This is a genomic window from uncultured Jannaschia sp., assembly GCF_947494055.1.
GTDB lineage: Bacteria > Pseudomonadota > Alphaproteobacteria > Rhodobacterales > Rhodobacteraceae > Jannaschia.
Map to the genome: position 1 here is coordinate 20575 of NZ_CANLTR010000022.1, position 24426 is coordinate 45000.

Sequence of the window (24426 nt, forward strand, 5' to 3'; positions counted from 1 at the left end):
GATGCGTCCGCGTGGCATACAGAACGTGAAGATTGCGTCAATTGAGATGCAATCACGTCTCAGTTCCGGCGGAAAATCCCCCCCAGCACGTCCATCAGGACCCGTTCGGCGATGTTGGGCTCATCCTCTCGGGGCGGCGACGACCGCGGCGCGATCTCGCGCCCGGCCACCTGCGGCGCGGGACGTGTCTCCAGCGCCGGATCGATCATCGGCAACGGCGTCACCGGCAGGCCCTCGTGGACGCGCGCCATCGTCTCGCGCCAGATCTCGGCCGGGAGCCCGCCGCCGGTCACGCCGGTCAGCGGCGTGTTGTCGTCGTAGCCCATCCAGACGCCGGCCACGTAATCGCCGGTGAAGCCCACGAACCACGCGTCGCGGGCCGCCTGCGTCGTGCCGGTCTTGCCGGCGGCGGGCCGGCCGCTCGGCAATTGCGCGCGGGTGCCGGTGCCGCGCTCGATCACCTGGGACATCATGTAAACGAGCTGCCGCGCGGCGCCGTCGGTGATGACCCGCTCGCCCAGCCCGCTGTCGTGATCGAGAAGCGCCCGGTCGTCGCCCCTGAGCGACAGCGACGACAGGCCGTAGGGCGTGACGCTCGTCCCGCCGTTCAGGATGCCGGCATAGGCGCCCGTCATCTCGAGAAGCGTGCTCTCGGACACGCCGAGGGCGAGCGCCGGCCCCTCGGCCAGATCGCTCTCGATGCCGAATTGCTGCGCCACGTTGCGCACGACGTCGCGGCCCACGTTCTCCGACAGGCGAACGGTCGCGGCGTTGAGCGAATGGGTCAGCGCGTCGGTCAGCGTCACCTCGCCGTAGAACCGGTTGGTGTAGTTGCTGGGCGAGTAGATGCCCGAGCCCGGCACGTCGATGGCGAGCGCCGAGTCGAGGATGATCGAGTCGAACCGCCAGCCGAGGTCGAGCGCGGCGGCATAGACGAACGGCTTGAAGCTCGACCCGGTTTGCCGCACGGCCTGGACTGCGCGATTGAACTGGCCGCCGCCGCGGGTATTGCGGCCGCCCACCATCGCGCGGACCGCGCCGTCGGCGGACATCACCACGATCGCCGCCTGCGCCTCCGAACCGGCGCTCACCTTGGTCTCGAACACCTCCTGCAGCGCGCTCTCCGCCGCGCGCTGGATACGCTGGTCGAGCGTGGTGCGCACGATCACGTCCTCGGTCGTGTCGCCGGTCAGGAAGTCCGGCCCGTCCGACATGACCCAATCCGCGAAATAGCCGCCCGTGTCCTCCCGCGCCGCGGGCGACAGCGTCGCGGGGCTCGCCACCGCAGCCGCGAAGTCCGTGTCGCCCAGCATGCCCTGGTCGTGCATCAGCGTCAGCACCGTCCGCGCGCGGTCCTGCGCGCGTTCGAGGTTGCTCGTCGGCGCGTAGTAGCTCGGCGCCGGAAGCAGGCCGGCCAGCATCGCCGCCTCCTGCGGGTTCACGTCCGCCACCGACGTCCCGAAATAGCGCTGGCTCGCCGCCGCGAAGCCGCGCGCGCCCGCGCCCAGATAGGCGCGGTTGAGGTAGATCGAGAGGATCTCCGCCTTGGTGAACTTCATCTCCAGCGCGAAGGCGTAGGGGATCTCCTTGACCTTGCGCCAGACCGACCCGGCCCGGCAATCGGCTTCGAACGCGGCCTCGGAGATGCCGGTGGCGGGGTCCCAGTCCGTGCCGAGGCAAAGGAGCTTCGCCACCTGCTGTGTGATCGTCGACCCGCCCGAGCCGGAGAAGGGCGAGCGTCCGGCCTGCACGTTGTTGCGCATCGCGCCCAGGATGCCGCGCGGGCTGACGCCCAGATGGCTGTAGAAACGCTTGTCCTCCGAGGCGACGACGGCGTTCTCGAGATACGGCGAGACGCCGTCGAGCGTGATCAGTCCGCCGAAATTGTCGCCGCGCCAGGCGAAGGTCCGACCGTCGCGGTCCTGCAGCGTGACCGATCCGCGGGCGCGCCCGTCCGACAGGCTCGCCATGTCGGGCAGCCCCGCATAGTTGTAGATCGTCGCAAGGGCGAGGAGCGCCGCGATCGCCACCGTACCGCGCCAGGCCACGGCCCAGAAGATGCGTGCCGCCAGCCGGAACGGCCATGTCAGCCAGGACCCGGGCCCCCGACGGCCTGTCGCTGCGGCACGGGGCTTCGCGGTCTTGGACTTCGCCCGAGGGGCAGACGCGCGTCGCCTGTCGGCCACCAGCCGCGTCTTCGTGGGTTTCGCCATGACTGCCCGTCCCGTCTGGGGAATGTTTTGCGCGCGAAGATAGGCGCTGCCGACTCGCTTGTGGACCCCACCTGACGAACGGATGTCCGAATACCCGCTTAACGTTCCGCCTATTAATGAGGCGGTGCCTGCATTTTAGGCGAAAAACGCGGCAAACGCTTTTTTCGTCGCGGCGGAAAGCGGTTCCCGGGCCGTCCTCCCCGTGGCCACCCCCCTCGAATCCCGGCATCCGAGATCGAAAGACCGCTACGACGAGGGGGATTCTGGTGAAACTCATTATTGCAGCCATCAAGCCGTTCAAGCTCGAGGAGGTGCGCGAGGCGCTCACCGCGCTCGGCGTGCGCGGCATGATGGTCACGGAGATCAAGGGCTTCGGCAGCCAGTCGGGTCATACCGAGATCTATCGCGGTGCCGAATACGCGGTGAACTTCGTGCCGAAGGTCAAACTCGAGATCGTCGTGTCCGCCGCGATGGCCGACCAGGTCGTCGAGACGATCGCCACGACCGCAAAGACCGACAAGATCGGCGACGGCAAGATCTTCGTGCTCGACGTGCAGCAGGCCGTCCGGGTCCGCACCGGCGAACTCAACGACGACGCCATCTGATTGACGAGGGGACAGGACAAATGAAATTGCACAACATTCTCGCCCTGGGGGCCGCGCTCGCCGTGCTCCCGCTCGCGGGCTTCGCACAGGAGGCGGCCGAGGTCGTCGAGGAGGTGGCGCCCACCTTCGACGAGATCGGCCCCTACATCATGACGACGCTGCTGTTCCTCATCGGCGGCTTCCTCGTCATGTGGATGGCGGCCGGCTTCGCCATGCTGGAGGCCGGGCTCGTCCGCTCCAAGAACGTGACGACGCAGCTGACGAAGAACATCGCCCTCTTCTCGATCGCGGCGATCATGTACTGGCTCGTCGGTTTCAACCTGATGTATCCGGGCGACGGCAACTGGCTCAGCGACGGCTATCTCGGGCCGCTCTTCGCGATCACCTCGCTCGAACCGGTGGGCCTCGCGGCCGCGGACGCCTCGCTCGACTACGCCTCGGTCGCCTCGGACTTCTTCTTCCAGCTGATGTTCTGCGCCACCACCGCGTCGATCGTCTCGGGCACGCTGGCCGAGCGCGTCCGGCTCTGGCCCTTCCTGTTCTTCACCGTGATCCTGACCGGCTTCATCTACCCGATCGAGGCGTCGTGGCAGTGGGGCGGCGGCTGGCTCTCGGAGGCCGGGTTCTCCGACTTCGCCGGCTCGACCCTGGTCCACGCGGCGGGTGGCTTCGCGGCGCTGGCCGGGGCCCTCGTGCTCGGCCCGCGGATCGGGAAGTATGCCCGTGACGGCCGCGTCGTGCCGATGCCGGGCTCCAACCTTGCGCTGGCCACGCTCGGCACGTTCATCCTGTGGCTCGGCTGGTTCGGCTTCAACGGCGGCTCGCAGCTCGCCGCGGGCACGGTGGGCGACATCACCGATGTGGGCCGGATCTTCGCCAACACGAACATGGCCGCCGCGTCGGGCGCCGTCGCCGCGCTGATCCTGACGCAGGTGACCTACGGCAAGGTCGACCTGACGATGGTGCTGAACGGCGCTCTGGCGGGTCTCGTCTCGATCACCGCGGGCCCGCTCGACCCGACGCTCTTCGGTGCGCTGTGGATCGGAGCCGTGGGCGGCGTGATCGTGGTCTTCGCGGTGCCGCTCCTCGATCGCCTGAAGATCGACGACGTGGTCGGCGCCATTCCGGTCCACCTCGTCGCGGGGTTCTGGGGCACGCTGGTGGTGCCGGTCTACACCGAGGGCACCTCCTTCGGGACGCAGATCCTCGGCTTCGCGGCCATCGGCGCCTTCGTCTTCGTCGTGAGCCTGATCGTCTGGTTCATCCTGAAGGCCCTCGGCGGCATCCGCGTCAGCGAGGAGGCCGAGATCAACGGGCTCGACATGGCCGAACTCGGCATGGAGGCCTATCCGGAGTTCGCGCGAGGCTGATCCTCCTCCCTTGAGGTCTCGTGCAACACGGCCCCGGGCAATTACGCCCGGGGCCGATATCTTTTCCGGCTTACGGATATGCCGGGTGCGCAAAAGAAACGGGCGGGGTTCCTGCGAACCCCGCCCGTTGCATGTCGTCGACGAAGTGCGGTCAGGCGGCGCCTTCGATCCAGTCCTTCAGCGCGGCCTTCGGCGCGGCGCCGATCTTCTGATCCACGGCCTCGCCGCCCTTGAACAGGAACAGGGCCGGAATGCCGCGGACGCCCATCTGCGCGGGGCTCTGCGGGTTCTCGTCAACGTTGACCTTCACGATCTTCACGCGGCCCTCGTACTCGGTCGAAAGCTCTTCGAGCGCCGGACCGATCTGCTTGCAGGGGCCGCACCACTCGGCCCAGAAATCGACGACGACGGGGATGTCGGACTGCTTGACGACCTCGTCGAAGGTGGCGTCGGTGGCGGAGATGGTGGCCATGGGAAACTCCTGTGCGTTTGCGTCCAGCGCGGGCACTCAGAGCTAGGCACCCGGCCCGACCGGGTCAATGGCCGGCGGCAGTGCCGCGATCACCTCCTCGGGCACCTCCATCAGATGCGGCCCCTTCGTCCACAGGATGGCGAGCGTGACCGCCCGCCCGGGCCAGATCGCCGCCGCCGCTTCCCCGTAGGCCGCCATCTGCCGCAACACGCCGTCCGGGATGTCCTCGGCGCGGTCGGGCAGGGTGGCGTTGGTCTTAAAGTCGACGATCGTGACCTGGTCCGGCGCGACGATCAGACGATCCATCGTGCCGACGATCGCGGGTCGTGCGGCCGTCGCCGGCAGCGCGAAGGGCACTTCGGCCAGCGTGCCGGGCGCGAAGACCTGCGCGAGGTCGGGGGCGTCGAGCACGGCCATCGCTTCCGCGATCTGCGGGTCGGCGTCGAAGTCCGGCGGCAGGTCGGCATGGGCCGCGAGGATCGCCGGTGCGCGGGCGCGCCGCTCCGCCGGGGGCAGGCCAGGCAGATGCTCGAGCAGGGCGTGGACCGCCGTGCCCACGCGCATCGCCAGTTCCGTGTCCAGACCGCTCTCGCCGGGCAGGGCCTTCGCGCCGGGCAGTTGCGACGGCGCGATGCGACCGATCGCGCGCGCGGGCTTCGGCGCGGCCTGTCCGAGCCAGTCGGGCGCCTCGGCCATCTCCACCGCGTGTACCGGTACGGGCGCGGCGGCGGACCAGTCGCCCCGTTCGAGCCGCAGGCCTCGGCCGCCCGCGAAGTCATGCGGCACGGCGTCCCACGCCGTCATCCCGGCTTCGACCGCCCGGTACCAGCTTGCATTCGGCGCGTCGCCGACCTCGCCCGCCGCGGCGACGATCAGCCAGCTCTCCGCCCGCGTGAGCGCGACGTAGAGCAGGCGGTCGCGTTCCGCGCGGGTGGCGGCCACGGCGCGCTCGTTCGCCGCGTGCATCGCGGGCGACCAGTTCGCCTTGACCGGCATCCAGACCGGCACGCCGTCCGGCAGCCGCTCGACCCCTGACAGGGTGCGTGGCTTGCGCGTCGCGGTCTCCGGCAGGATGACGACCGGCGCCTCGAGCCCCTTCGCGCCGTGGACCGTCATCACCCGGATCGAGCCCTGGCCGCCCTGCCGCTTCAACTCGACGGCCGCCGCCTCGATCCAGCACAGGAACCCGGTCAGGCTCGGCACCTCGAGCTGTTCGTAGTCCAACGCTTGCCGCAGGAGCGCGTCGATCGCCTCCGCCCGTTCCGTGCCGAGCCGCGCCAGCAGGCGGCGGCGCCCGTCGTGGTGGATCAGGATGCGCTGCAGGAGCTCGTAGGGCCGCTCGTAGCCGGACGCGCCCAGAAGGTCGGACAGCATCGCCTCCGCCGTCCGGTCCATCCCCGTCGCGCGCAGCCGCGGCCAGAGCCGGCCCTCCCGGCCATGCGCGAGCGCGAAGATCCCGGCCTCGTCCAGATTGCCCAGCGGCGAGCGCAGCACGGTGGCGAGCGACAGGTCGTCGTCGGGCATCGCGACCCATTTCAGGAGCGCGATCAGGTCGCGCACGGCCAGATCCTCGGTCACGACGAGCCGGTCGGCCCCCGCAAGGTCGAGGTCGCGCCGCTTGCAAGCCCGGATGATGTGATGGAACAGCGCGTCCCGCCGCTGGACCAGCACGAGGATGTCGCCCGGCTGGACCGGACGCCGGCCCGCGCCGCGCCCGACCGGCACGCGCTCCGCGATCATCGCGCTGATCCCCTCGGCCACCTGCTCGGCTAGCAGGACTTCCGCGTCGTTCGGCGCGGGCCGGTCGACGGGCTCGAACCACTCGCGGTCGGATCGGTCCTCCGTCTGCTTCGGGACAACGGGCCAGAGATCGACGCGCCCCGGCATGTCGGGGTGGAAGGCGATGTGTTCGGGCGCGTCCCCCAGTCCCCCGCCCTCGGCGAAGACGGCGTCCACGAGGTCGAGGATCACGGGCGAGGAGCGGAACGAGAACAGGAGCGCGTGGTCCTTGAACGGCATCCCGCCCTCCGGATGCATTGCCGCGAAGGTATCGCGGATGCGTCCGTAGGCGTCGAGGTCGGCGCCCTGGAAGGCGTAGATCGACTGCTTGCGGTCGCCGACGACGAAGATCGTGCGGTGCGCGTCCGGCCGCGCGCCCTGACCCGCGCCGAACTCGGCGGCGAGCCGGGTGATGACCTCCCACTGGTCCGGCGAGGTGTCCTGCGCCTCGTCCACGAGGATGTGGTCGATCCCGCCGTCGAGCTTGAAGAGCACCCATTGCGCCATCGAGGAGGTGGAGAGCAGGTGCCGCGCCCGGGCGATCTGATCGTCGAAGTCGAGCCAGCCGCGCGCCGCCTTCTCCGCCGCCACCCGTTCGATGAAGGCGGGCGCGAACGCGTGCAGCGCCTCGGTCTGCGCCAGCGCCTCCAGCGCGGCGATACGGGTCACGCCATCGGCGATGCGGGTCGCCAGCTCGGTGTAGATCTCGACCAGGTCCCCGTGGTCGCCGGCCAGCACCGCCTTCGGCCAGCGCCCGGTCGAGCGCGGCGCGTCGGCGCTCGTCAGGCAGGCCGCGCGGAGTTGGTCGAACCGGTCCCGCGGCGCGCTGTCGAGCGCCGCGTCGAGTGTCTCGACGATTCCCGCCAGCGTCTTGCCGGGGGCCGTCCGCGCGCCGTCCAGGAAATCCACCATCAGTTCGCGCGTGGACGGGCCGAGGACGTCGGCCAGAACCTCCTCGGCATCGCGGTCGGCGATGCCCAGGGCCGGGCGCAACGCCTCGACGGACATCGCCGCGAAACCGGGGCCGAGCCGGGCCACCGCGGCAAGGAACTCGGTCGGCTCGTTCCCCGTCAGGCGGCGGGCGACGCCGTCGACCAAGGGTTGCGTCGCCGGGTCAGCCGCCATCGCGTCGAGAACCTCGGCGTGCAGCCGCGCGGTCGCGATCTCGTCCATCTCCGAGAAGTTCGGCGACACGCCCGCTTCGAGTGGAAAACGCCGCAGGAGCGAGGCGCAGAAGGCGTGGATCGTCTGGATCTTCAGTCCGCCCGGCGCCTCGATGGCGCGGGCGAAGAGCGTGCGGGCGTGGCGCAGCCGCTCGGGCGAGATCGTGCCGCGCGCCGCGCCGAGCCGGGTGATCGCCGCGCGAAGCGCGTCGTCGGGCAGCATCGCCCACTCGCTCAGCCGCTTGAACAGGCGGTTCTGCATCTCGCCCGCCGCGGCCTTGGTGTAGGTGAGGCAGAGGATGCGCTCGGGCGACGTCCCCTCGAGCAGGAGCCAGGCGACGCGGTCGGTGAGGACCCGCGTCTTGCCGGAGCCGGCATTTGCGGCGAGCCAGACCGAGCCCGACGGATCGGCGGCGGCGATCTGCGCGGCACTGGCCGGGTCGGGGCGCATCATCCGGTTCACGGCCGGCCCACCGGGATCACCGTCGCGGGCTGGGTGTCGTCCCATTCGCCGTAACGGGCGAGATGGTCGTAATCCCCGTCATAGGTCAGCAAATCCGGCGCGAGCCGCGCGATGAAGGGCGTGCCGGTCGCGTAGCCCTGCATCAGCCGGACGAGCTGGTCGCGGGTCGCGTCGATCGCTTCCGCGTCGAGAGCCGCCGGCGCGACCTCGCCGTAGGTGTTGCCGACCCGCAGGTAGGCGGCCTCCTCCACCGGCAGGTCGGGCACGCCCTCGAACGCGCCGTCGGCGACCATCATCGCTTCGAGCAGGAGCTGCTTGGCATAGGCGTTCTGCTGCTTGGGGGAGGGCGGCGTGCCGGTCTTGTAGTCGTAGATCGCCACCGCGCCGTCGCGTAGGTCGATCCGGTCGGCCCGCGCGGTCAGCGTGAACCCCGCGCCCTCGAACCTGCGTCGGCCCTGCCCCTCGACGAGGAGGGGCGTGCCGAGGCCGCGACGCGTGGTTTCCGCCGCGAGGAAATCCGGAATGACGCGGTCGAACTTGCCCAGCCACATCCGCCGCATGCCGGGCCAGGGCGCCGTCTCCTCCAGCGTCGTCTCGAAGGCCCGGCGCAGGAGGTCCGCGGCGTCCGGGGGAAGGTCGCGGCCGTACAGCCGCCGGGTGAACCGCTCCATCGCGTCGTGCACCGCCGAGCCGCGCAGGGCCGCGTCGGGGCCCTGCCGCAGCGGGGCCAGCGGACGCAGGCGAAGGATGTCGCGCGCGTAGATGTGGTACGGGTCGCGGATCAGCGTCTCGACCGCGGTGACGGAGATGCGGTCGAGACGCACCCCCGCGGGAAGCTTCGGTGCGGGCCGCGGGGCGGGCCCGGTCGGCAGGCCCGCCGGTTCGTCGAGCAGGGCCGCGACGCGGAGCCAGTGCGCGCCGCGCGCCCGCATGCCGGCGAGCGCGGTTTCCCCCTCCGCGCCGATGCCGCCCAACAGCCCGACGATCCGGTTGAGCCACCGGGCGGGCACGGTCTCCGTCTCCGCCGTGCGCGCGGCACGGCTCAGCCAGATCTCGGGCGCGGCGGCGGCCTGCTGGAAGTCGTGAGCCGAGAGGCCGACCGTCCGCTCCGGCGGGCGCAGGCCGCAGGAGCGGCGCATCGCGCGGTTGAGCCACGGGTCGGGGCTCGGCTGGGCGGGCCAGACATCCTCGTTCAGCCCCCCGAGGATCACGAGGTCGGCATGGCGCACCCGAGCTTCCAGCGCGCCCCAGATCATGATCCGGTCGGACGTGCCGTAGGTGTCGCGCACCTCCTCGCCCGAAAGCATGGTCTGGAGGATGCGGTTGAACTCCTGCGCCGGGACCGGCTCGCCGCCGCGCTCCCCGGCCCCCGCCTGTATTTGCTCGATCACACGCAGCGCGGCCTGCCCGGCGGGCCCCTCCCAGACCGCGTCTGCGGAACTGCCGGTGCCCCGGGCGGCGCGTTCGACGAGGGCGAGATGGCTTCGCGCGTGTTCGGCCAGCGGCGCCATGCGCGGCTGCGACAGCAGGTCGTCGACGAGGCCGCAGAGCCAGTGGCTCCAGACTTCGTCGGTTTCCGGCGTGGACGGGTCTTCACACCAGACCTCGATCGCGTTGCGGTTCGGAAAGGGCAGGGGGTCGCGACGCAGCAGCGCGACTTCCAGCAGGCGCGCCTGCCGCAGGTGCTCGGCCCGGTCGCCGCCGATCTGCGTGAGCGGGTGGTTCAGCAGGATCGCCAGCCCCTCGGCCTCCACCGGCCGGCCCCGCATCCCCGCGAGGTGCAGCAGAAGGCGCCCCGGTGCGCTCTGGTTGAGCGGCTGGCCGGCGGATTCGTCGGGCAGGATGTCCCAGCGTTCGAGCTGCGCGCGCACCTCCCGCGCCAACGTCCGGTCCGGCGTGATCAGCGCCGCTCGCTTGTCCTGCGCCAGCGCGTCGCGCAGGCCGCAGGCGATGGCGGTGGCCTCCGCCCCGGGCGAGGGCGCGGTCAGGAGCGTGACGTTGCGACAGGCGCCGGCGACATCGGTGAGCGCCGGCCCCTCGGCGAGCCAGGCATCGGTCGCGGGGGCGGGCCGCAGCGCGAGCGAGACGAGCGCGTTGCGCGCCGGCACGGCCGGTTGCACGCTGTCGTCCCAACGGCGGATCGCGTCGCGCGGCACGTCCAGCATCTCGAGAAGCGCGGCGTGCCTGTATTGCGGGTGGTCGTGATGCGCCGCGCCGGGCGTCAGGTCCGCCCAGGCGTCGTGCGGCATGTCGGAATCGAGCCCCGGCAGGACGACGACGCCCTGCGGCAGTGCCAGGACCTCCCGGATCAGCCGCCGTGTCGGCGCGCGCGAGGCGGTGGAGCCGGCGACGATGACCGGATCGGTCGGCGGGGTCGCCGTCCAACGGGCGCAGAGGCGGTCGAGGGCGCGAATCTGCGCGCCGACCGGCGTCAGTTCGCCGATATGTTCGAGCCAGTTCGTCGCGATCCGCAGGAACTCGAGATTGCGCTGCCAATGCTCCGACAGATCGCCCGTCTCCATGCAGTCGAGCGCGTCGGGCAGCATCTCCTCCTCCTGCATCTCGGAGAGCAGGGTTTCGAGACCGCAGGCGAGGTCGAAGGCGGCGGCGCGCGGCGACAGGTCGGGCCGGACGCGCAGCAGGCTTTCGACCAACTGCGTCAGTCGCAGGCGGATCGCCAGCTTGGACACGCTCGCCACCGGCATGTCCCCCGGCGGCAAGAGCGGGGCGAAATCGGTGACGAGGCCGATCTTGGGCAGGAGCGTCGCCCCGTCCGCCATCAGCGCGGCCTCCAGCCGGCGGGCCATGCGCGAGGTGTTGACCAGCACGGTGACGCGCGCCAGCGCCTCCGGCGGCGCGTCCGCCATCCGCGCGCGCAGACCGCGGGCGAGCGCGACGCTGAAATCGACGCCGAGGGGCTCGTAATAGAGGCCGTGCATCAAACCCGCGCCGCCAGCATCGCCTCCGCCGCGGCGATGCCGTCCGGCGTTCCGACATCGGCCCAGCGTCCCGGGTGGAGGACGCCATGCAGCCGCCCCCGAGCGGCCATGTCGAACCACAGGTCGCGAAGCGAGAACACCTCGCGCGAATCGTCGGCCAATGCGTCGGTCTTCACGATACCCGCTCCCGTATAGACGTGCCCTTCCGGGTCGCGCTCGAGCCTCCCACCCGCGCGCATCCCGAAGCTGCCCTTGGCCGGTCCGACGGCGCGGGACAGGGGCACGAGGAGGAGGAGTCCATCCATCCGGTCCGGCGCCCAGGCTGCCGAGAGCGTGGCGAATGCGGTCGGTCCAGTCCAGACGGCATCGGCGTTCATCGTTAACGCTGGTCCAGCGCCCAGATGCGGCAGCGCGTTGCGAAGGCCGCCCCCGGTGTCGAGCAGCGTCGGCGTCTCGTGCAGGATCCTGACGCCGCGCGGGGCGAGGTGGGCGATCAGCCGGTCCGCATGGTGATGGGCGTTGACGACGATCGGCCGGGCGCCCGCGACCTGCTCGAGCGCATGATCGACGAGCGCCCGGCCCGCGACGTCGACGAGCCCCTTCGGTCGGTCGTCCGTGAGCGGCCGCATCCGCGTGCCGAGCCCGGCGGCGAAGACCATCGCCCCGATCATTCGGCCCCCGCGTGATCGCGTCCGTGCAGCGTCCCGGCCCGCGCTTCGACATCCGCGAGCCAGCGCGCATCCGGTTCCGGCAGCAAGCCGTCCAGAGCCCGGCGGACCGGTGCGAGCGCGGGGTGGCGAAGCTCGCGCTGCAGCGCGGCCCAGGTGGGCGGGATGAAGCGAAGATAGGAGGTCCGGCCTGAATGCAGGCAAAGACGGGTGAAGACCCGCCCGATGATCCGGAGCGAGCGCTGCACGGAGCAGATCGCGATCCGCGTGGCGGTCGTCTCGGCGTTAGCGCCGCTCGCGTCCAGATACGCGCGGGTCGCTGCGGCGACGGCCGCTTCGGCGACCGTCCGGCGCGGATCGTGGATCAGCGAGGCGAGGTCGTATTCGGCGGGCCCGCGCATCGCGTCCTGGAAGTCGAGCACGCCGATCCGGGCGGTTCCCCTGCGATCCGGCAGCCAGAGCAGGTTCTCGGCGTGGTAGTCGCGGTGGACGAAGACCTCGCTTCCGGTCAGATGCCGGTCCACGACGTCGGCCAGCGCGTCGCGAATGACGCCACGATGCGCACGGGCGTCCGGTGCGTACCAGTCCACCACGGTCGCGGCCAGCTCGGGCATCTCGTCGAGATAGGAGGGCCGGTCCGGCGGGTCGGGGCGGTGCAGTTCGACGAGAAGCCGTGCCGCCTCGGCGTAGAGATCCGGCTCCTTTTCCGGGGATCGCGTCGCGCGTCGAGCGAGCAGGTCGTCGCCCAGATCCTCCAGAAGCAGGAGGCCGGCCTCGATGTCGCTGGCAAGGATTCCGGGCGGGGAGGCACCGTTCCGGGCCAGCCATTCCGCGATCTCGAGAAAGGGTCGGACGTCTTCTCCGGTCTCTGGCGGTGCGTCCATCAGGATCGCACGGGCATCGCTGCGAACGAGCCGGACATAGCGGCGCAACGAAGCGTCGCCCGCGAGCGGCACACGCGCCGCGTCTTCCCAGCCGGCTCCGTGCAGGAACGCCGTGATCTCTGTCGTGCGATCCGTCATGCCGTCACCCCGAACGCAGGCGCCAACCGCCCGGCCAATGCCGGCTGGGCCTCCACAGACAAGTGGCGCGTGTCGCCGTCGTCGGCGGTGAAGGTCAGCGTTGCCGCGCCCGGAGGCCGATCGCGCCCCAGCCGGTCTGGCCATTCGACGAGGCAAAGCGCCTCGCGAAACGCGTCTTCGAGCCCGAGTTCGAGCACTTCGGCCGGATCGGTGATCCGGTAGAGATCGGCGTGCCAGGTCTGGAACGATCCGGTCTCGTAGGTTTGCACGAGGGTGAAGGTCGGGGACGGGACGTCCTCCGGCGGCAACCCCGCCCGCTGACGAAGGGCACCGATCAGGGCACGGGCGAAGGTCGTCTTGCCGGCCCCGACCGGACCATCGAGCAAGAGCACGTCCCCCGGGCCCAGGCATGGCGCAAGCCGGGCGGCAAAGGCTTCGGTCGCTTCCGGTGTCGGAAGGGTCAGGGCGAACGGCGCATTCGGCATCGGCGGACGTTAGCCACGCCGTTCGTCCCCGTGCAAGGGGCGGCTCAGGCCTGCAGCGCCTGCCGTATCTGCGCCGGACCCAGGGCGACCACACCGTTGTCGTCAGGGAACGAGAAGGTTACGGAGACGCGGCGCTTGGGCACGGGTTTCACGACCATCTCCAGACTCCGTCCGTTCGGCAATCCCAGCACTGCGGACCATTCGGCCCGAACGCTTCGCGTGCGCGCCTCTCTCTGCAGATCGGCCCAGGCCGAATTCGGTGCCGTCCTCGCGGACCAGAGCCGGATGCACCGTTCGAGCGTATCCGGCAGATCCTCGGTCTTGTCGTCGAGCCACAGCGACTTCAGCGCCGCGTTCGCGAGCAGAAGGCTGCCATCCGTGTCGAAGATCGCCATGCCGGACGACATGTCCTCGAACATTCCGAGCAACACGTTCTGGCAGTCGCGATCGGATCGTGCGTTCGTCAGTTCGTCCGTGATGTCCTCGAGCATGAGCGTGATGGCACCATCGCCCTGTGACCGCCCGGTCAGTCGGTACGTCGCGTTCCCCGGCATCGTCCAGGTCTCGACGTAGGGCTCGGATTTTCCGTTCTTCCCCAAAGTCGCAATTGCATCGCGCCAAGCCTTGTAGTCGCGCGGCTCCGGCATCTTGCGCGCGTCGCGAAGGGTGTCGAGAAACTCCTTCAGGCGCGGTCGGCCGGAGAGCCACGCCCCGTCGAGACCGGTCATGTCCAGCAGGGTCGGATTAAAGAGGGCAAGCTGTCCGTTCTTGTCGAAGATCGCGATGCCAGTCGTCAGGAAGGCGAAGCTGGTCGTCAGCGTCTGGTTGAACCCACGCAGGGATTCCTCGGCCTTGATCACCGCGTCGAGCGACAGGGCGTGCATCAGACGCAGCTTGTTGTCGCTTGCCGGCGAGGACGTGACCTCGAACCAGTGTTCCTGCCCGCCGCCATCACGGACCTTGCGGCGCGTCCGCACGGGTCCGACGCCCTCGTCCTCCGCGAAGAGGGGGTGCAACGGCCAGCCCCGCGCGGCATCGGTGCCGACGAAGCGTTCGACGACCGCAAGATAGGCGGCATTGCACCAGACGATCCGGCCTTCGGCGTCCACGGCCCAGCCGAGCGCCGGGCTCGTCTCGTTCGCACGCGAAAGCATCGCAATCTCGTCCTCCATCGCCTGCAGGCTGGACAGGTCGATGCGGACGGCGGTCTGCTGCTCGCCGGCGGCCGAAACCGTGATGCGAAGGTCCAGACCGTCGCGGCGGCCCAGGATCACGACCTGATCCGTGCCGAAGGTCCCGGTCAGTCTGAACGGTTGGCCCGTCTCCTCGAGCGCCCGAAGCGCCGCTGGTGCGCCTTCGTGGATGTCGCCGAGCGAGTCGCGGAGGTCGTTCCACGCCGTCAGATTGTCGATCGGCGAGGATATCAGGAACGAGACGTTGTCCGAGTGTTCCGTCAGATACCCGTTGCGGAACTGAAAAATGCGCGGCTCCGAGAGGAATTCCGCATTCGTGATCGGCGGTTGCGTGCGTGGACGCGGTCCGAAGAAAAGGACGGCAACTAAGGCTCCGATGCCGGAAGTGAGACCGACGAAGAAGGGCACGGCGACCGACAACATCGCGAACATGGCGACCTCTTTAGGATTTGTCGCAGGGTGTCGCATTTTGGTTAAGTTGCCCTTAACGCCGTCCGTTCGTGCCGCCGTCTCAGGGCATGATCGGTAGGTTTTCGCCGAGTGATCCTGTCTCGGGCGCCGCGATGGCGGCGCGGGGCCAGACGACCTCGGCAATCGCTCCCCCGCGCGTGCGGGGCCGATGCCGACCGGATTGCGATCCGTTGCGGAAATCGATGCTGGCACCGGTCCGTTCGAGGAGCGTCTTGGCGATGAACAGGCCGAGCCCCATCCCGTCATAGCCCCGGCGCCGTCTTGTCCGGACGAAGGGGCTGCCGAGGCGATGAAGCACGTCAGGCGGATAGCCGGGCCCGTCGTCGAGCACGCGCACGACGATCTCGCCCTCCGACCAGCGCAGGTCGATCCAGACCTCGTTCGCCGCGAAATCCACGGCGTTCTGGATCAGGTTGCGAAGTCCGTGGATGATTTCGGGGGAACGGCGCACGAAGGGACGCCGGGACACGCCGCCGTCGAGCGAGGCGAGGTCGTAGTGGATCGTCGTTCCACGACCTTCGTGCGGTTCGGCAGCCTCGCGCAGGACGGCTTCGAGAGGGGCGGCGCGGAGATGCTGATCCGACTTGCCGGCCCGGCCCATCGAACGCAGGATGTCGCGGCAGCGATCGGCCTGTTCTCGAATCAGCTTCGCGTCGTCGAGCAGATCCGGGCTGCCCTGCAATTCCTCGGCCAGCTCCGACGAGACGAGCTTTATCGTCGCCAAGGGCGTCCCCAGTTCGTGTGCGGCCGCCGCGACGACGCCGCCCAGATCGTGAAGCTTCTGTTCGCGTGCCAATGCCGTCTGCGTGGCGAAAAGCGCATCGGACATTCGCTGCGTCTCGCGCCGAAGCCGGAAGGCGAAGCTCGACAGGAACAGCATTCCGAACAGGATCGCGAGCCAGAAGCCGACCATTTGCAGATCGGACAGGAGAAGCGTCGTTCCGTCCGACAAGCGGAGCGGCAGATTGTAGCGGGCGAGCAGGCTGACCAGAATGGCGGCAAGCGCGGCATGTGACAGTGTGGAACGAAGCGACAATGCGGTGGCCGAGATCGTCACCGGCGCGAGGATCAGAAGCGCGAACGGATTGTGCAATCCGCCCGTCAGGAACAAGAGGGCCGCGAGCTGGACCAGATCGAAGGTGATGATCCCGAACGCCGCGCGCTCGGTCAGCCGCGCGGTGGCCGGATATGCGATCATGGTCGTAAGGTTCGCAACCATGCCGGCCCCGATCACCAGCAGGCACAGGCCGATCTCCAGCGTCAGCGAGAGCACGGTGCCGACGACGATTACCGCAACGGCTTGCCCAAGCAGGGCCAGCCAGCGCAGGTTGACCAGCGTCACGATCCGCACCCGGGGGCCGGTCGTCTCGGGCGGCAACAGGGTTCGCGTCGGCTGGGTCGGCATTCGGCAGCGTCTCCGCGCATTTGACGAGGCAGGGTGGCGAGTTATCTCCTTGCGAGCAAGCATGTCGCGGAGAGCACGGATGGTGGATAACGAGGCCAGGATCGGATCCGATCCCTCCCTTCTCCTCGTCGATGACGACGAGCCGTTCCTGCGTCGGCTGGAACGCGCGATGGAGAAGCGCGGCTTCGCGGTCGAGGGCGCCCAGTCGGTTGCGGAGGGTATCGCCAAGGCCACGGCGCGTCCGCCTGCCTACGCTGTCATCGATCTCCGCCTGCAGGATGGCAATGGCCTCGACGTCGTGGAGCGCCTGCGCGAGAAGCGTCCCGACGCACGGATCGTGGTGCTGACCGGCTACGGCGCGATCGCCACGGCGGTGGCCGCGGTCAAGATCGGAGCGACCGACTACCTGTCGAAGCCTGCGGACGCGAACGATATCACCACCGCGCTCCTCAACCGCGAGGAACGTCTGCCGCCGCCGCCCGAGAACCCGATGTCGGCGGACCGGGTTCGCTGGGAGCATATCCAGCGGGTGTTTGAGCTCTGCGATCGCAACGTATCCGAGACGGCACGGCGATTGAGCATGCATCGGCGCACGTTGCAGCGCATTCTCGCGAAGCGCTCGCCGCGTTGAGGCAGGTCGTGACGCTCGTCATGATCCTGGGTGGATGCCAAGCCGCAACGCCGACCGTCCCGCCCGCGAATGATCTGTCGCTCGTTCCTGCGCCTGGTGGTCTGGACGTAGCGGGATCGGGTGGGCGCGAAATCGGGTTCGGTCGGGATCGTATCGGCGTCCTGGAAAGCGTGACGCGTGTCGAGGCGCGGCATCCTCGGTCGGTTCCCTGTTTGCCCGGGCGGGACGCGTTCGAGACCGCGAGCGGGTTGAGGCTGGTCTTCGCGGGCAACACGTTCGTGGGGTGGGAGAGTCCGGCCGGTAAGGCCGGACGCGGTTGTGTCTGACAGTCTCGTGCGGGTGTCTGCGGAAGACTCGTCACAGGCGGTGTATCAGGACGCTCTGACCTGTTCCGGGCGCGACCTCCGAGGCGTCCTCGAACCCGCGTGACCGGTAGTAGATGTGTGCGCCTTCGTTTCCGATGGCGGTTCGAGCGACGATCCAGCGAAGCTCCAGTTCGCGTGCCGCATGGCGCGTTGCGTCGAACAGGGCGGAGCCGACCTGCAAGTCGTGTCGTCCTGGCGGTACGAAGGTCGCGATCTCACAGGTATGCGGTGGCATATGCGTGGCTGAACCGCACCATTGGAAGCCCTCTATACCGGTGTCGACCTCTGCCACGACCCAGATGTCACCTGTCCCCGCGATCCAGCCGCGCAGAAAGCCCGGTGTGAAGTCAGGTTCGGGCTGCGCGAGCTGTCCGACGATCGCCGCCATCGCGGCGGCATCGAAGGGGCGGGCCCGTCGGGTCATGACGCGCCGCACGTCGCGTCAGGGGCTTCGGGCGGCCATCAAGTCGCGGTGCCGCGCGAGATACGCCGCTCGAACCTCGGCCGGCGGGCGGAGCGTCAGTGCCAGATCGTCCAGAACGCCCGGGGGCGGCCGGCTGAAGAAACGGTTGGCCTCCGAAACGGAGAACCCGGCGATCCGCGTCGCCTCGAGCCAGGCGGAAAGACGGTCGGCGCGCTTGATCAGCCGCTTGAGCCTGTCGGGCGTCTTCGCGGGAAGGCCGAAGCGGAGGTTGATCGCCGTCTGCAGCTTTCCATCGAGCTCACCATAGGAGGGGCCGACGGCCGCCTTCACCGGCGAGATCATGTCCCCGATCACGTATTCGGGCGCATCGTGGAGGAGCGCGCAGAGCCGTGCGGCGGGATCGGCGGCCGGATCGAGACGGCCCAGCAGGTGCTCGACCAGCAGCGAATGCTCTGCCACGGAATAGGGCCAGTCGCCATGTGTCTGTCCGTTCCAGCGTGCGACGAAGGCGAGGCCGTGGGCAATGTCCTCGATCTCGATGTCGACCGGAGTCGGGTCCAGCAGGTCCAGCCTGCGGCCCGAGAGCATCCGTTGCCATGCGCGCGTCTGCCTCATGCCCGCTGTCCTAGCGGCCCGGCGCGGCGATGCAAGCCGCGCGCCGCCGCGGCCGTTGTGCGGGCAGGTGACGGCTGCTAGATCGCCCAAAACGGGCTTCGGCCTGATACAGGATCAGGAGATGCCGGGATGAAGGACTACGTCGTCAGGGACATTTCGCTCGCGGCCTACGGGCGCAAGGAACTGGACATCGCCGAGACGGAAATGCCGGGTCTGATGGCGCTGCGCGAGGAATACGGCGCAAGCCAGCCCCTGAAGGGCGCTCGGATCGCGGGCTCTCTGCACATGACGATCCAGACCGCCGTTCTGATCGAGACATTGGTGGCGCTTGGGGCCGAAGTGCGCTGGGCGTCCTGCAACATCTTCTCCACGCAGGACCACGCCGCGGCGGCCATTGCCGAGGGTGGTACGCCGGTCTTCGCCGTGAAGGGCGAAACGCTGGAGGAATACTGGGACTACGCCGACCGCATCTTCTTTTTCGGTGGCGAAGACGGCACGGCGAACATGATCCTCGATGACGGGGGCGACGCGACGATGTACGTCCTGCTCGGTGCGCGGGTCGAGGCGGGGGAGACCGACATCCTCGACGTTCCGACCTCGGACGAGGAGACGGCGCTCTTCGCGCAGATCCGCAAGCGGCTCGATGCATCGCCCGGCTGGTTTACCAGGCAGCGTGACGCGATCCGCGGTGTTTCCGAGGAGACGACGACGGGCGTGCATCGCCTTTATGACCTGCACAAGCGCGGCCTGCTGCCGTTCCCGGCGATCAACGTCAACGACAGCGTGACCAAGTCGAAGTTCGACAACAAGTACGGCTGCAAGGAATCGCTTGTTGACGGCATCCGCCGGGCGACCGACACGATGATGGCCGGCAAGGTCGCCGTCGTCTGCGGCTACGGCGACGTGGGCAAGGGTTCCGCGGCGAGCCTGCGCGGCGCGGGCGCGCGGGTGAAGGTGACCGAAGTCGATCCGATCTGCGCGCTGCAGGCGGCGATGGACGGGTTCGAGGTGGTCCTGCTCGAGGACGTGGTCGACAGCGCCGACATCTTCATCACCACCACCGGCAACAAGGACGTCATCCGGCTCGAGCACATGCGCGAGATGAAGGACATGGCGATCGTCGGCAATATCGGCCACTTCGACAACGAGATACAGGTCGCGAGCCTGAAGAACCACAAGTGGACGAACATCAAGGAGCAGGTGGACATGATCGAGATGCCTTCGGGCAATCGGATCATCCTGCTTTCCGAGGGCCGCCTTCTCAACCTCGGCAATGCCACCGGGCATCCGTCCTTCGTGATGAGTGCGTCCTTCACTAACCAGGTGCTGGCGCAGATCGAGCTCTGGGCCAAGGGTGAGGACTACGCGCCGGGCGTCTACATCCTTCCCAAACATCTCGACGAGAAGGTGGCGCGACTGCATCTCGGGCGGATCGGCGTGAAGCTGACGGAGCTTCGCAAGGAGCAAGCCGATTACATTGGTGTGACCGTGGACGGCCCGTTCAAGCCGGAGCATTATCGCTATTGAGCGGACGGGGAAGGTCCGCTCACAGACAGGCTGTGCCGACGATCATCCGTCGCCGGTCGCGGATGACGAAACGGACGGGAGGATGAGGATGAGCAAGCGCGACGAACTGATCGGGCATTACGCCCACGAGATCCGGGGCAAGCTGGGCGACGAGCCCGATATGGACCTGCTGCGGAAGGTGACGATCGGCTGCGGCCCCTCCATCTATAATCGGGACAGCGCCACCGTCGCGACAAGCCAGCCCAAGGAGATGGAGGCGGTCAAGAACAACTTCCTCATCAGGAAGCTGGGCCTGTCGGACGGACCGAAACTGAACGAAGGAATCGAGGCCGTCACGGAGAAGTACGGGCGGTCGAACACGACAAAGTACCGGGCGGTCTTCTACTACCTTCTCGTGAGGCATTTCGGAAAGGAAAGCGTCTACAAGTGACGCGGCTTCGGTTCGGGGGAGGGTGCCTTAGGGCGCCCTTTTTCGTGTCCGGGGAAGGGTTGCAGATAAGCAACAGCCTGCCCATCTCCTTCTCCGTAGGCCCGCCGAGGGACCGTGCCGATCCGGGCGGTTCGAATGGCGGGCGCTTGAATGAAGGAGACGGGGCATATGAACCTGGAGAAATTCACGGAACGCGCACGGGGCTTCCTGCAGGCCGCGCAGACGATCGCGACGCGCGAGGGGAACCAGCAACTGGTTCCAGAGCATTTGCTCAAGGCGATCATGGACGACGACGAGGGCATGGCGGCCAATCTGATTGCAGCCGCCGGAGGCGCGCCCGATCGGGTGAAGCAGGCCGTTGATGTGGCTGTCGCGAAGTTGCCGAAAGTGTCGGGTGATGCGGGGCAGGTCTATCTGTCGCGTGAGCTGACGCGCGTGTTGGACGAGGCGGAGACGGTCGCGAAGAAGGCGGGCGACAGCTTCGTGCCGGTCGAGCGGGTGCTGATGGCGCTGGCGATGGTCAAGTCGAAGGCCAAGGACGCGCTGGATGCCGGGGCAGTCAACGCGCAATCGCTGAACGCGGCGATCAACGAGGTCCGGAAGGGTCGGACGGCGGACTCGGCCAATGCCGAGGAAGGCTACGAGGCGCTGAAGAAGTATGCCCGTGACCTGACCGAGGCGGCGCGGGACGGCAAGATCGACCCGATCATCGGGCGGGACGAGGAAATCCGTCGCGCCATGCAGATCCTGTCGCGGCGCACGAAGAACAATCCCGTCCTGATCGGCGAGCCGGGCACCGGCAAAACCGCGATCGCGGAGGGCCTCGCCCTGCGGATCGTCGACGGCGACGTGCCGGAGAGCCTGCGCAACAAACGGCTGATGGCGCTCGACATGGGCGCCCTGATCGCCGGCGCGAAGTATCGCGGTGAGTTCGAGGAGCGGCTGAAGTCCGTCCTGAACGAGGTCACTGCGGCCGCGGGGGAGGTCATCCTGTTCATTGACGAAATGCACACGCTCGTCGGCGCCGGGAAGTCCGAAGGCGCGATGGATGCGGCGAACCTGATCAAGCCGGCGCTGGCGCGCGGCGAGCTGCATTGCGTGGGTGCCACGACCCTCGACGAATACCGCAAGTATGTCGAGAAGGACGCGGCCCTGGCCCGGCGCTTTCAGCCTCTGATGGTGGAGGAGCCGACGGTCGAGGACACGATCTCGATCCTGCGCGGCATCAAGGAGAAGTACGAGCTGCACCACGGGGTGCGGATCAGTGACTCCGCCCTCGTCGCGGCAGCGAGCCTATCGAACCGCTACATCACCGATCGCTTCCTGCCCGACAAGGCCATCGATTTGGTCGACGAGGCGGCGTCGCGGTTGCGCATGGAGGTCGATTCGAAGCCCGAGGAGCTGGACGCGCTCGATCGCGACATCCTGCAGAAGCAGATCGAGGCCGAAGCGTTGCGTCGCGAGGACGACCAGGCGTCGAAGGATCGACTGGAGCGGCTCGAAAAGGAGTTGTCCGAGGTGCAGCAGCGGAGCGCCGAGCTGACGGCGCGCTGGCAGGCCGAGCGTGACAAGCTGGACAGCGCGCGGAACCTGAAGGAACGTCTGGATGCGCTTCGGATCGAACTCGATCAGGCAAAGCGCGACGGTAATTTTGCTCGCGCGGGCGAGCTGCAATACGGCACGATCCCGGGTCTCGAAGCGCAGCTTGCCGAGGCGGAAGCCGAGGACGGCGACGTGATGGTCGAGGAAGCCGTGCGGCCCGAGCAGATCGCCAGCGTTGTCGAGCGGTGGACCGGCATTCCGGTCGCGCGGATGCTCGAGGGCGAGCGGGAGAAGCTCCTTCGTATGGAAGACGAACTCGGGCGTCGCGTCGTCGGGCAACGGCAAGCGGTGACGGCCGTGGCCAACGCGGTGCGCCGCGCCCGTGCCGGGCTCAACGACGAGGCACGCCCGCTGGGCAGCTTCCTGTTTCTCGGCCCGACCGGCGTCGGCAAGACGGAGTTGACGAAGGCGCTGGCGGAGTTCCTGTTCGACGATGACGGCGCGATGGTGCGGATCGACATGAGCGAGTTCATGGAGAAGCATTCCGTGGCCCGCCTCATCGGCGCACCCCCGGGCTATGTCGGCTACGACGAGGGGGGTGTCCTGACGGAGGCGGTCCGGCGCAGACCCTATCAGGTCGTGCTGTTCGACGAGGTCGAGAAGGCACATCCGGACGTGTTCAACGTGCTGCTGCAGGTCTTGGACGACGGTGTCCTGACCGACGGGCAGGGGCGCCGGGTCGACTTCAAGCAGACGCTCATCATCCTGACGTCGAACCTCGGCGCGCAAGCGCTCAGTCAGTTGCCGGACGGTGCCGATGCGAGTGACGCGAAGCGCGACGTCATGGACGCGGTCCGCGCGCATTTCCGGCCGGAGTTCCTGAACCGGCTGGACGAGACGATCATCTTCGATCGGCTGGCCCGTGGCGACATGGACGGCATTGTCGATATCCAGATCGCGCGGCTGACCAGACGTCTGGCCGGTCGGAAGATCAAGCTGGAACTCGAGGAGGGAGCGCGGAAATGGCTGGCGGAGGAGGGCTACGATCCGGTCTTCGGCGCGCGTCCGCTGAAGCGCGTCATCCAGCGCGCGCTGCAGAACCCGCTGGCGGAGATGCTTCTGGCCGGAGAGATCGGCGACGATAGCTTCGTGCCCGTGATGGCCGGCGCAGACGGCCTCGTGATCGGCGACCGGGTCGCCACATCCGAACGCCGTCCCCCCGAACATGCGGTCGTGCACTGACAATCTCATTTTCGTGGAAGGGGCGGTCGATTGGCCGCCCTTTCTCATTGGGTCTGGTCCATCTCTGTTAACGTTCCGGTGAAGGACGCTTGCGGTGCCGATTGTCGCCGGGCACGGTGTCGATGACCTGCATGATGGGTGGCGCGGTAAATGCTGCGTCGCCTTGCGGGATGGAATGGAACCGGACGTCGGGTGACGTGCGTCTGTTCGGTAAGCGAGCTGACGCGGAACGGGGCCCGCCTGGATCCGATCGACGAGACGAGGACCTGACATGTTCAAGCCCGACCTGACACGCGCCGACGTGACCCCGGAGCGCTTCTGGCTGAACAGGAGGAAGTTGATCGCTGCGCTCGGCGCGGGGTCGGTCGCAGGTGGCTTCGGGCTACGCGCCGCAGCGCAGGAGGGGCTGGAGCCGAATACCTGGGAGCAGATAACCAACTACAACAACTTCTACGAGTTCGGCATCGGCAAGGAGGATCCGGCGCAGAATGCCGGAGACATGTCTGTCGATCCGTGGCGTGTGACCGTGGACGGCCTAGTCGACAACCCGGACGAGTATGCGCTCGACGAGTTGATCTCCGACATTCCGACGGAAGAGCGGATCTATCGCTTTCGTTGTGTCGAGGCTTGGTCGATGGTCATTCCGTGGAATGGTTTCGAGCTGAACAAGCTGCTCGCGAAGTTCGGGGTTCAACCCGAAGCGAAATACGTCGCCTTCGAGACGGCGCTGCTACCCGATGTCATGGAGGGGGTGCAGTTCCCGGTTCTGGATTGGCCCTATACGGAAGGTCTTCGCCTGGATGAGGCCATGCATCCGCTCACGATCATGGCGACGGGAATCTACGGCCGTCAGATACCGAACCAGAACGGCGCGCCGATGCGGTTGGTGGTGCCGTGGAAATACGGGTTCAAGAGCATCAAGTCGATCGTCCGGATCAGCCTGGTCGCCGAGCAGCCGATCAATACGTGGCAGGAATCGGCCCCGTCGGAATACGGGTTCTATGCGAACGTGAATCCCGAGGTCGACCATCCTCGATGGTCACAGGCCACCGAGCGGGTGATCGGCGCAGGGTTCTTCGGGGGGCGCATCGATACTCTTCCGTTCAACGGGTATGGGAACGAGGTGGCGGCCCTTTACGAAGGCATGGACCTTCGGGAAAACTTCTGAGGCGTTGAACGCGATCACTGCATATGGCCCGCGTATCTCGGGCTTCGCGCGGCGAGTGCCATCATGGGTGGTCTATCTTCTTGGTTGTGTTCCGGGAATCTTCCTTCTCCTGCGGGGCATGAGCGGACAGCTCGGTATTGATCCGGTCGAAACGCTGGAGCACGAGCTCGGCCTTTTGGCGCTACAGTTCCTACTGGGTTCCCTGACGATCACCCCGATCCTTCGGTTCGCAAG

The 24426-nt window shown here is 68.2% G+C and carries 19 protein-coding genes (1 of these 19 only partly in view); 8 read left to right on the forward strand and 11 right to left on the reverse strand.

What is annotated here, in order from left to right:
* Positions 1-59 precede the first annotated feature (59 nt).
* Entirely contained in the window at positions 60-2213 is a 2154-nt protein-coding gene (locus Q1A87_RS15465) for a transglycosylase domain-containing protein (RefSeq protein WP_299653093.1), read from the reverse strand.
* Positions 2214-2479: 266 nt separating this feature from the next.
* Here Q1A87_RS15465 and Q1A87_RS15470 point away from each other — a divergent pair, with 266 nt between their 5' ends.
* Both Q1A87_RS15470 and Q1A87_RS15475 read left to right on the forward strand, forming a co-directional pair.
* A complete protein-coding gene (locus Q1A87_RS15470) occupies positions 2480-2818 on the forward strand; it encodes a P-II family nitrogen regulator (protein WP_299653096.1) in 339 nt (112 codons plus the stop codon).
* 20 nt (positions 2819-2838) lie between these two features.
* The gene (locus Q1A87_RS15475) at positions 2839-4188 is read left to right on the forward strand and encodes an ammonium transporter (RefSeq protein WP_299653098.1); all 1350 of its coding nucleotides are present in this window, start codon (positions 2839-2841) and stop codon (positions 4186-4188) included.
* A 151-nt stretch (positions 4189-4339) separates the two neighbouring features.
* On the opposite strand, the gene trxA is transcribed toward Q1A87_RS15475, so the two are convergent.
* The 8 genes from trxA to regB all read right to left on the reverse strand — a co-directional run bounded on the left by trxA (position 4340) and on the right by regB (position 16248).
* Positions 4340-4687 carry a thioredoxin gene (trxA, locus tag Q1A87_RS15480; protein WP_363323008.1) on the reverse strand — a complete coding sequence of 116 codons (348 nt, stop codon included), beginning with the start codon at positions 4685-4687 and terminating at the stop codon, positions 4340-4342.
* Between the two features lie 15 nt (positions 4688-4702).
* On the reverse strand, positions 4703-8056 hold the full coding sequence (gene addA / locus Q1A87_RS15485; protein ID WP_299653155.1) for a double-strand break repair helicase AddA: 3354 nt from the start codon (positions 8054-8056) through the stop codon (positions 4703-4705).
* A 5-nt stretch (positions 8057-8061) separates the two neighbouring features.
* Positions 8062-11004, reverse strand: a complete 2943-nt coding sequence (gene addB / locus Q1A87_RS15490; protein ID WP_299653104.1) for a double-strand break repair protein AddB — start codon at positions 11002-11004, stop codon at positions 8062-8064.
* On the reverse strand, positions 11004-11675 hold the full coding sequence (locus Q1A87_RS15495) for a nucleotidyltransferase family protein (RefSeq protein WP_299653107.1): 672 nt from the start codon (positions 11673-11675) through the stop codon (positions 11004-11006). Before Q1A87_RS15495 ends, addB begins: the two co-directional genes overlap by 1 nt.
* On the reverse strand, positions 11672-12694 hold the full coding sequence (locus tag Q1A87_RS15500) for a phosphotransferase (RefSeq protein WP_299653110.1): 1023 nt from the start codon (positions 12692-12694) through the stop codon (positions 11672-11674). Before Q1A87_RS15500 ends, Q1A87_RS15495 begins: the two co-directional genes overlap by 4 nt.
* Complete coding sequence (tsaE, locus tag Q1A87_RS15505; protein ID WP_299653113.1) at positions 12691-13179, reverse strand: tRNA (adenosine(37)-N6)-threonylcarbamoyltransferase complex ATPase subunit type 1 TsaE; 489 nt, start codon at positions 13177-13179, stop codon at positions 12691-12693. The genes Q1A87_RS15500 and tsaE overlap by 4 nt, the downstream gene beginning before the upstream one ends.
* A 44-nt stretch (positions 13180-13223) precedes the next feature.
* Entirely contained in the window at positions 13224-14804 is a 1581-nt protein-coding gene (locus tag Q1A87_RS15510) for a PAS domain-containing protein (protein ID WP_299653116.1), read from the reverse strand.
* A 79-nt stretch (positions 14805-14883) separates the two neighbouring features.
* Positions 14884-16248, reverse strand: coding sequence for a sensor histidine kinase RegB (gene regB, locus Q1A87_RS15515; RefSeq protein WP_299653119.1), 1365 nt, complete (start codon positions 16246-16248; stop codon positions 14884-14886).
* 79 nt (positions 16249-16327) lie between these two features.
* On the opposite strand from regB, the gene Q1A87_RS15520 reads away from it, so the two are divergent.
* The gene (locus Q1A87_RS15520; RefSeq protein ID WP_299653122.1) at positions 16328-16879 is read left to right on the forward strand and encodes an ActR/PrrA/RegA family redox response regulator transcription factor; all 552 of its coding nucleotides are present in this window, start codon (positions 16328-16330) and stop codon (positions 16877-16879) included.
* A gap of 357 nt (positions 16880-17236) precedes the next feature.
* On the opposite strand, the gene Q1A87_RS15525 is transcribed toward Q1A87_RS15520, so the two are convergent.
* The gene (locus tag Q1A87_RS15525) at positions 17237-17668 is read right to left on the reverse strand and encodes a GNAT family N-acetyltransferase (RefSeq protein WP_299653125.1); all 432 of its coding nucleotides are present in this window, start codon (positions 17666-17668) and stop codon (positions 17237-17239) included.
* Positions 17669-17686: 18 nt separating this feature from the next.
* Positions 17687-18283 (reverse strand): HD family hydrolase, encoded by a 597-nt coding sequence (locus tag Q1A87_RS15530; RefSeq protein WP_299653128.1) that lies wholly within the window; start codon positions 18281-18283, stop codon positions 17687-17689.
* 129 nt (positions 18284-18412) lie between these two features.
* Between Q1A87_RS15530 and ahcY the strand changes: the two genes are divergently transcribed.
* The 5 genes from ahcY to Q1A87_RS15555 form a co-directional block, all read left to right on the forward strand.
* Positions 18413-19810 carry an adenosylhomocysteinase gene (gene ahcY / locus Q1A87_RS15535; protein ID WP_299653131.1) on the forward strand — a complete coding sequence of 466 codons (1398 nt, stop codon included), beginning with the start codon at positions 18413-18415 and terminating at the stop codon, positions 19808-19810.
* A gap of 88 nt (positions 19811-19898) precedes the next feature.
* On the forward strand, positions 19899-20240 hold the full coding sequence (locus Q1A87_RS15540) for a DUF2853 family protein (RefSeq protein WP_299653134.1): 342 nt from the start codon (positions 19899-19901) through the stop codon (positions 20238-20240).
* Between the two features lie 168 nt (positions 20241-20408).
* The gene (clpB, locus tag Q1A87_RS15545) at positions 20409-23024 is read left to right on the forward strand and encodes an ATP-dependent chaperone ClpB (RefSeq protein WP_299653137.1); all 2616 of its coding nucleotides are present in this window, start codon (positions 20409-20411) and stop codon (positions 23022-23024) included.
* A 271-nt stretch (positions 23025-23295) separates the two neighbouring features.
* Positions 23296-24192: a protein-methionine-sulfoxide reductase catalytic subunit MsrP gene (gene msrP / locus Q1A87_RS15550; protein WP_299653140.1), complete on the forward strand. Its 897-nt coding sequence runs from the start codon at positions 23296-23298 to the stop codon at positions 24190-24192.
* Between the two features lie 118 nt (positions 24193-24310).
* Positions 24311-24426, forward strand: the beginning of a protein-coding gene (locus Q1A87_RS15555; RefSeq protein WP_299653143.1) for a ferric reductase-like transmembrane domain-containing protein. It continues 385 nt past the right edge of the window; the window shows 116 of its 501 coding nt (coding positions 1-116); the start codon lies at positions 24311-24313; its stop codon lies off the right edge, out of view.

Bases quoted from the DNA above. Each gene is read 5' to 3' on its own strand.
- Q1A87_RS15475 (WP_299653098.1), top strand. From the start codon at position 2,839: ATGAAATTGCACAACATTCTCGCCCTGGGGGCCGCGCTCGCCGTGCTC.
- regB (WP_299653119.1), bottom strand. From the start codon at position 16,248: ATGCCGACCCAGCCGACGCGAACCCTGTTGCCGCCCGAGACGACCGGC.
- Q1A87_RS15495 (WP_299653107.1), bottom strand. From the start codon at position 11,675: ATGATCGGGGCGATGGTCTTCGCCGCCGGGCTCGGCACGCGGATGCGG.
- Q1A87_RS15530 (WP_299653128.1), bottom strand. From the start codon at position 18,283: ATGAGGCAGACGCGCGCATGGCAACGGATGCTCTCGGGCCGCAGGCTG.
- msrP (WP_299653140.1), top strand. From the start codon at position 23,296: ATGTTCAAGCCCGACCTGACACGCGCCGACGTGACCCCGGAGCGCTTC.
- Q1A87_RS15525 (WP_299653125.1), bottom strand. From the start codon at position 17,668: ATGACCCGACGGGCCCGCCCCTTCGATGCCGCCGCGATGGCGGCGATC.
- Q1A87_RS15500 (WP_299653110.1), bottom strand. From the start codon at position 12,694: ATGACGGATCGCACGACAGAGATCACGGCGTTCCTGCACGGAGCCGGC.
- Q1A87_RS15510 (WP_299653116.1), bottom strand. From the start codon at position 14,804: ATGTTCGCGATGTTGTCGGTCGCCGTGCCCTTCTTCGTCGGTCTCACT.
- ahcY (WP_299653131.1), top strand. From the start codon at position 18,413: ATGAAGGACTACGTCGTCAGGGACATTTCGCTCGCGGCCTACGGGCGC.
- Q1A87_RS15540 (WP_299653134.1), top strand. From the start codon at position 19,899: ATGAGCAAGCGCGACGAACTGATCGGGCATTACGCCCACGAGATCCGG.
- clpB (WP_299653137.1), top strand. From the start codon at position 20,409: ATGAACCTGGAGAAATTCACGGAACGCGCACGGGGCTTCCTGCAGGCC.
- addB (WP_299653104.1), bottom strand. From the start codon at position 11,004: ATGCACGGCCTCTATTACGAGCCCCTCGGCGTCGATTTCAGCGTCGCG.
- Q1A87_RS15465 (WP_299653093.1), bottom strand. From the start codon at position 2,213: ATGGCGAAACCCACGAAGACGCGGCTGGTGGCCGACAGGCGACGCGCG.
- tsaE (WP_299653113.1), bottom strand. From the start codon at position 13,179: ATGCCGAATGCGCCGTTCGCCCTGACCCTTCCGACACCGGAAGCGACC.
- addA (WP_299653155.1), bottom strand. From the start codon at position 8,056: ATGATGCGCCCCGACCCGGCCAGTGCCGCGCAGATCGCCGCCGCCGAT.
- Q1A87_RS15520 (WP_299653122.1), top strand. From the start codon at position 16,328: ATGGTGGATAACGAGGCCAGGATCGGATCCGATCCCTCCCTTCTCCTC.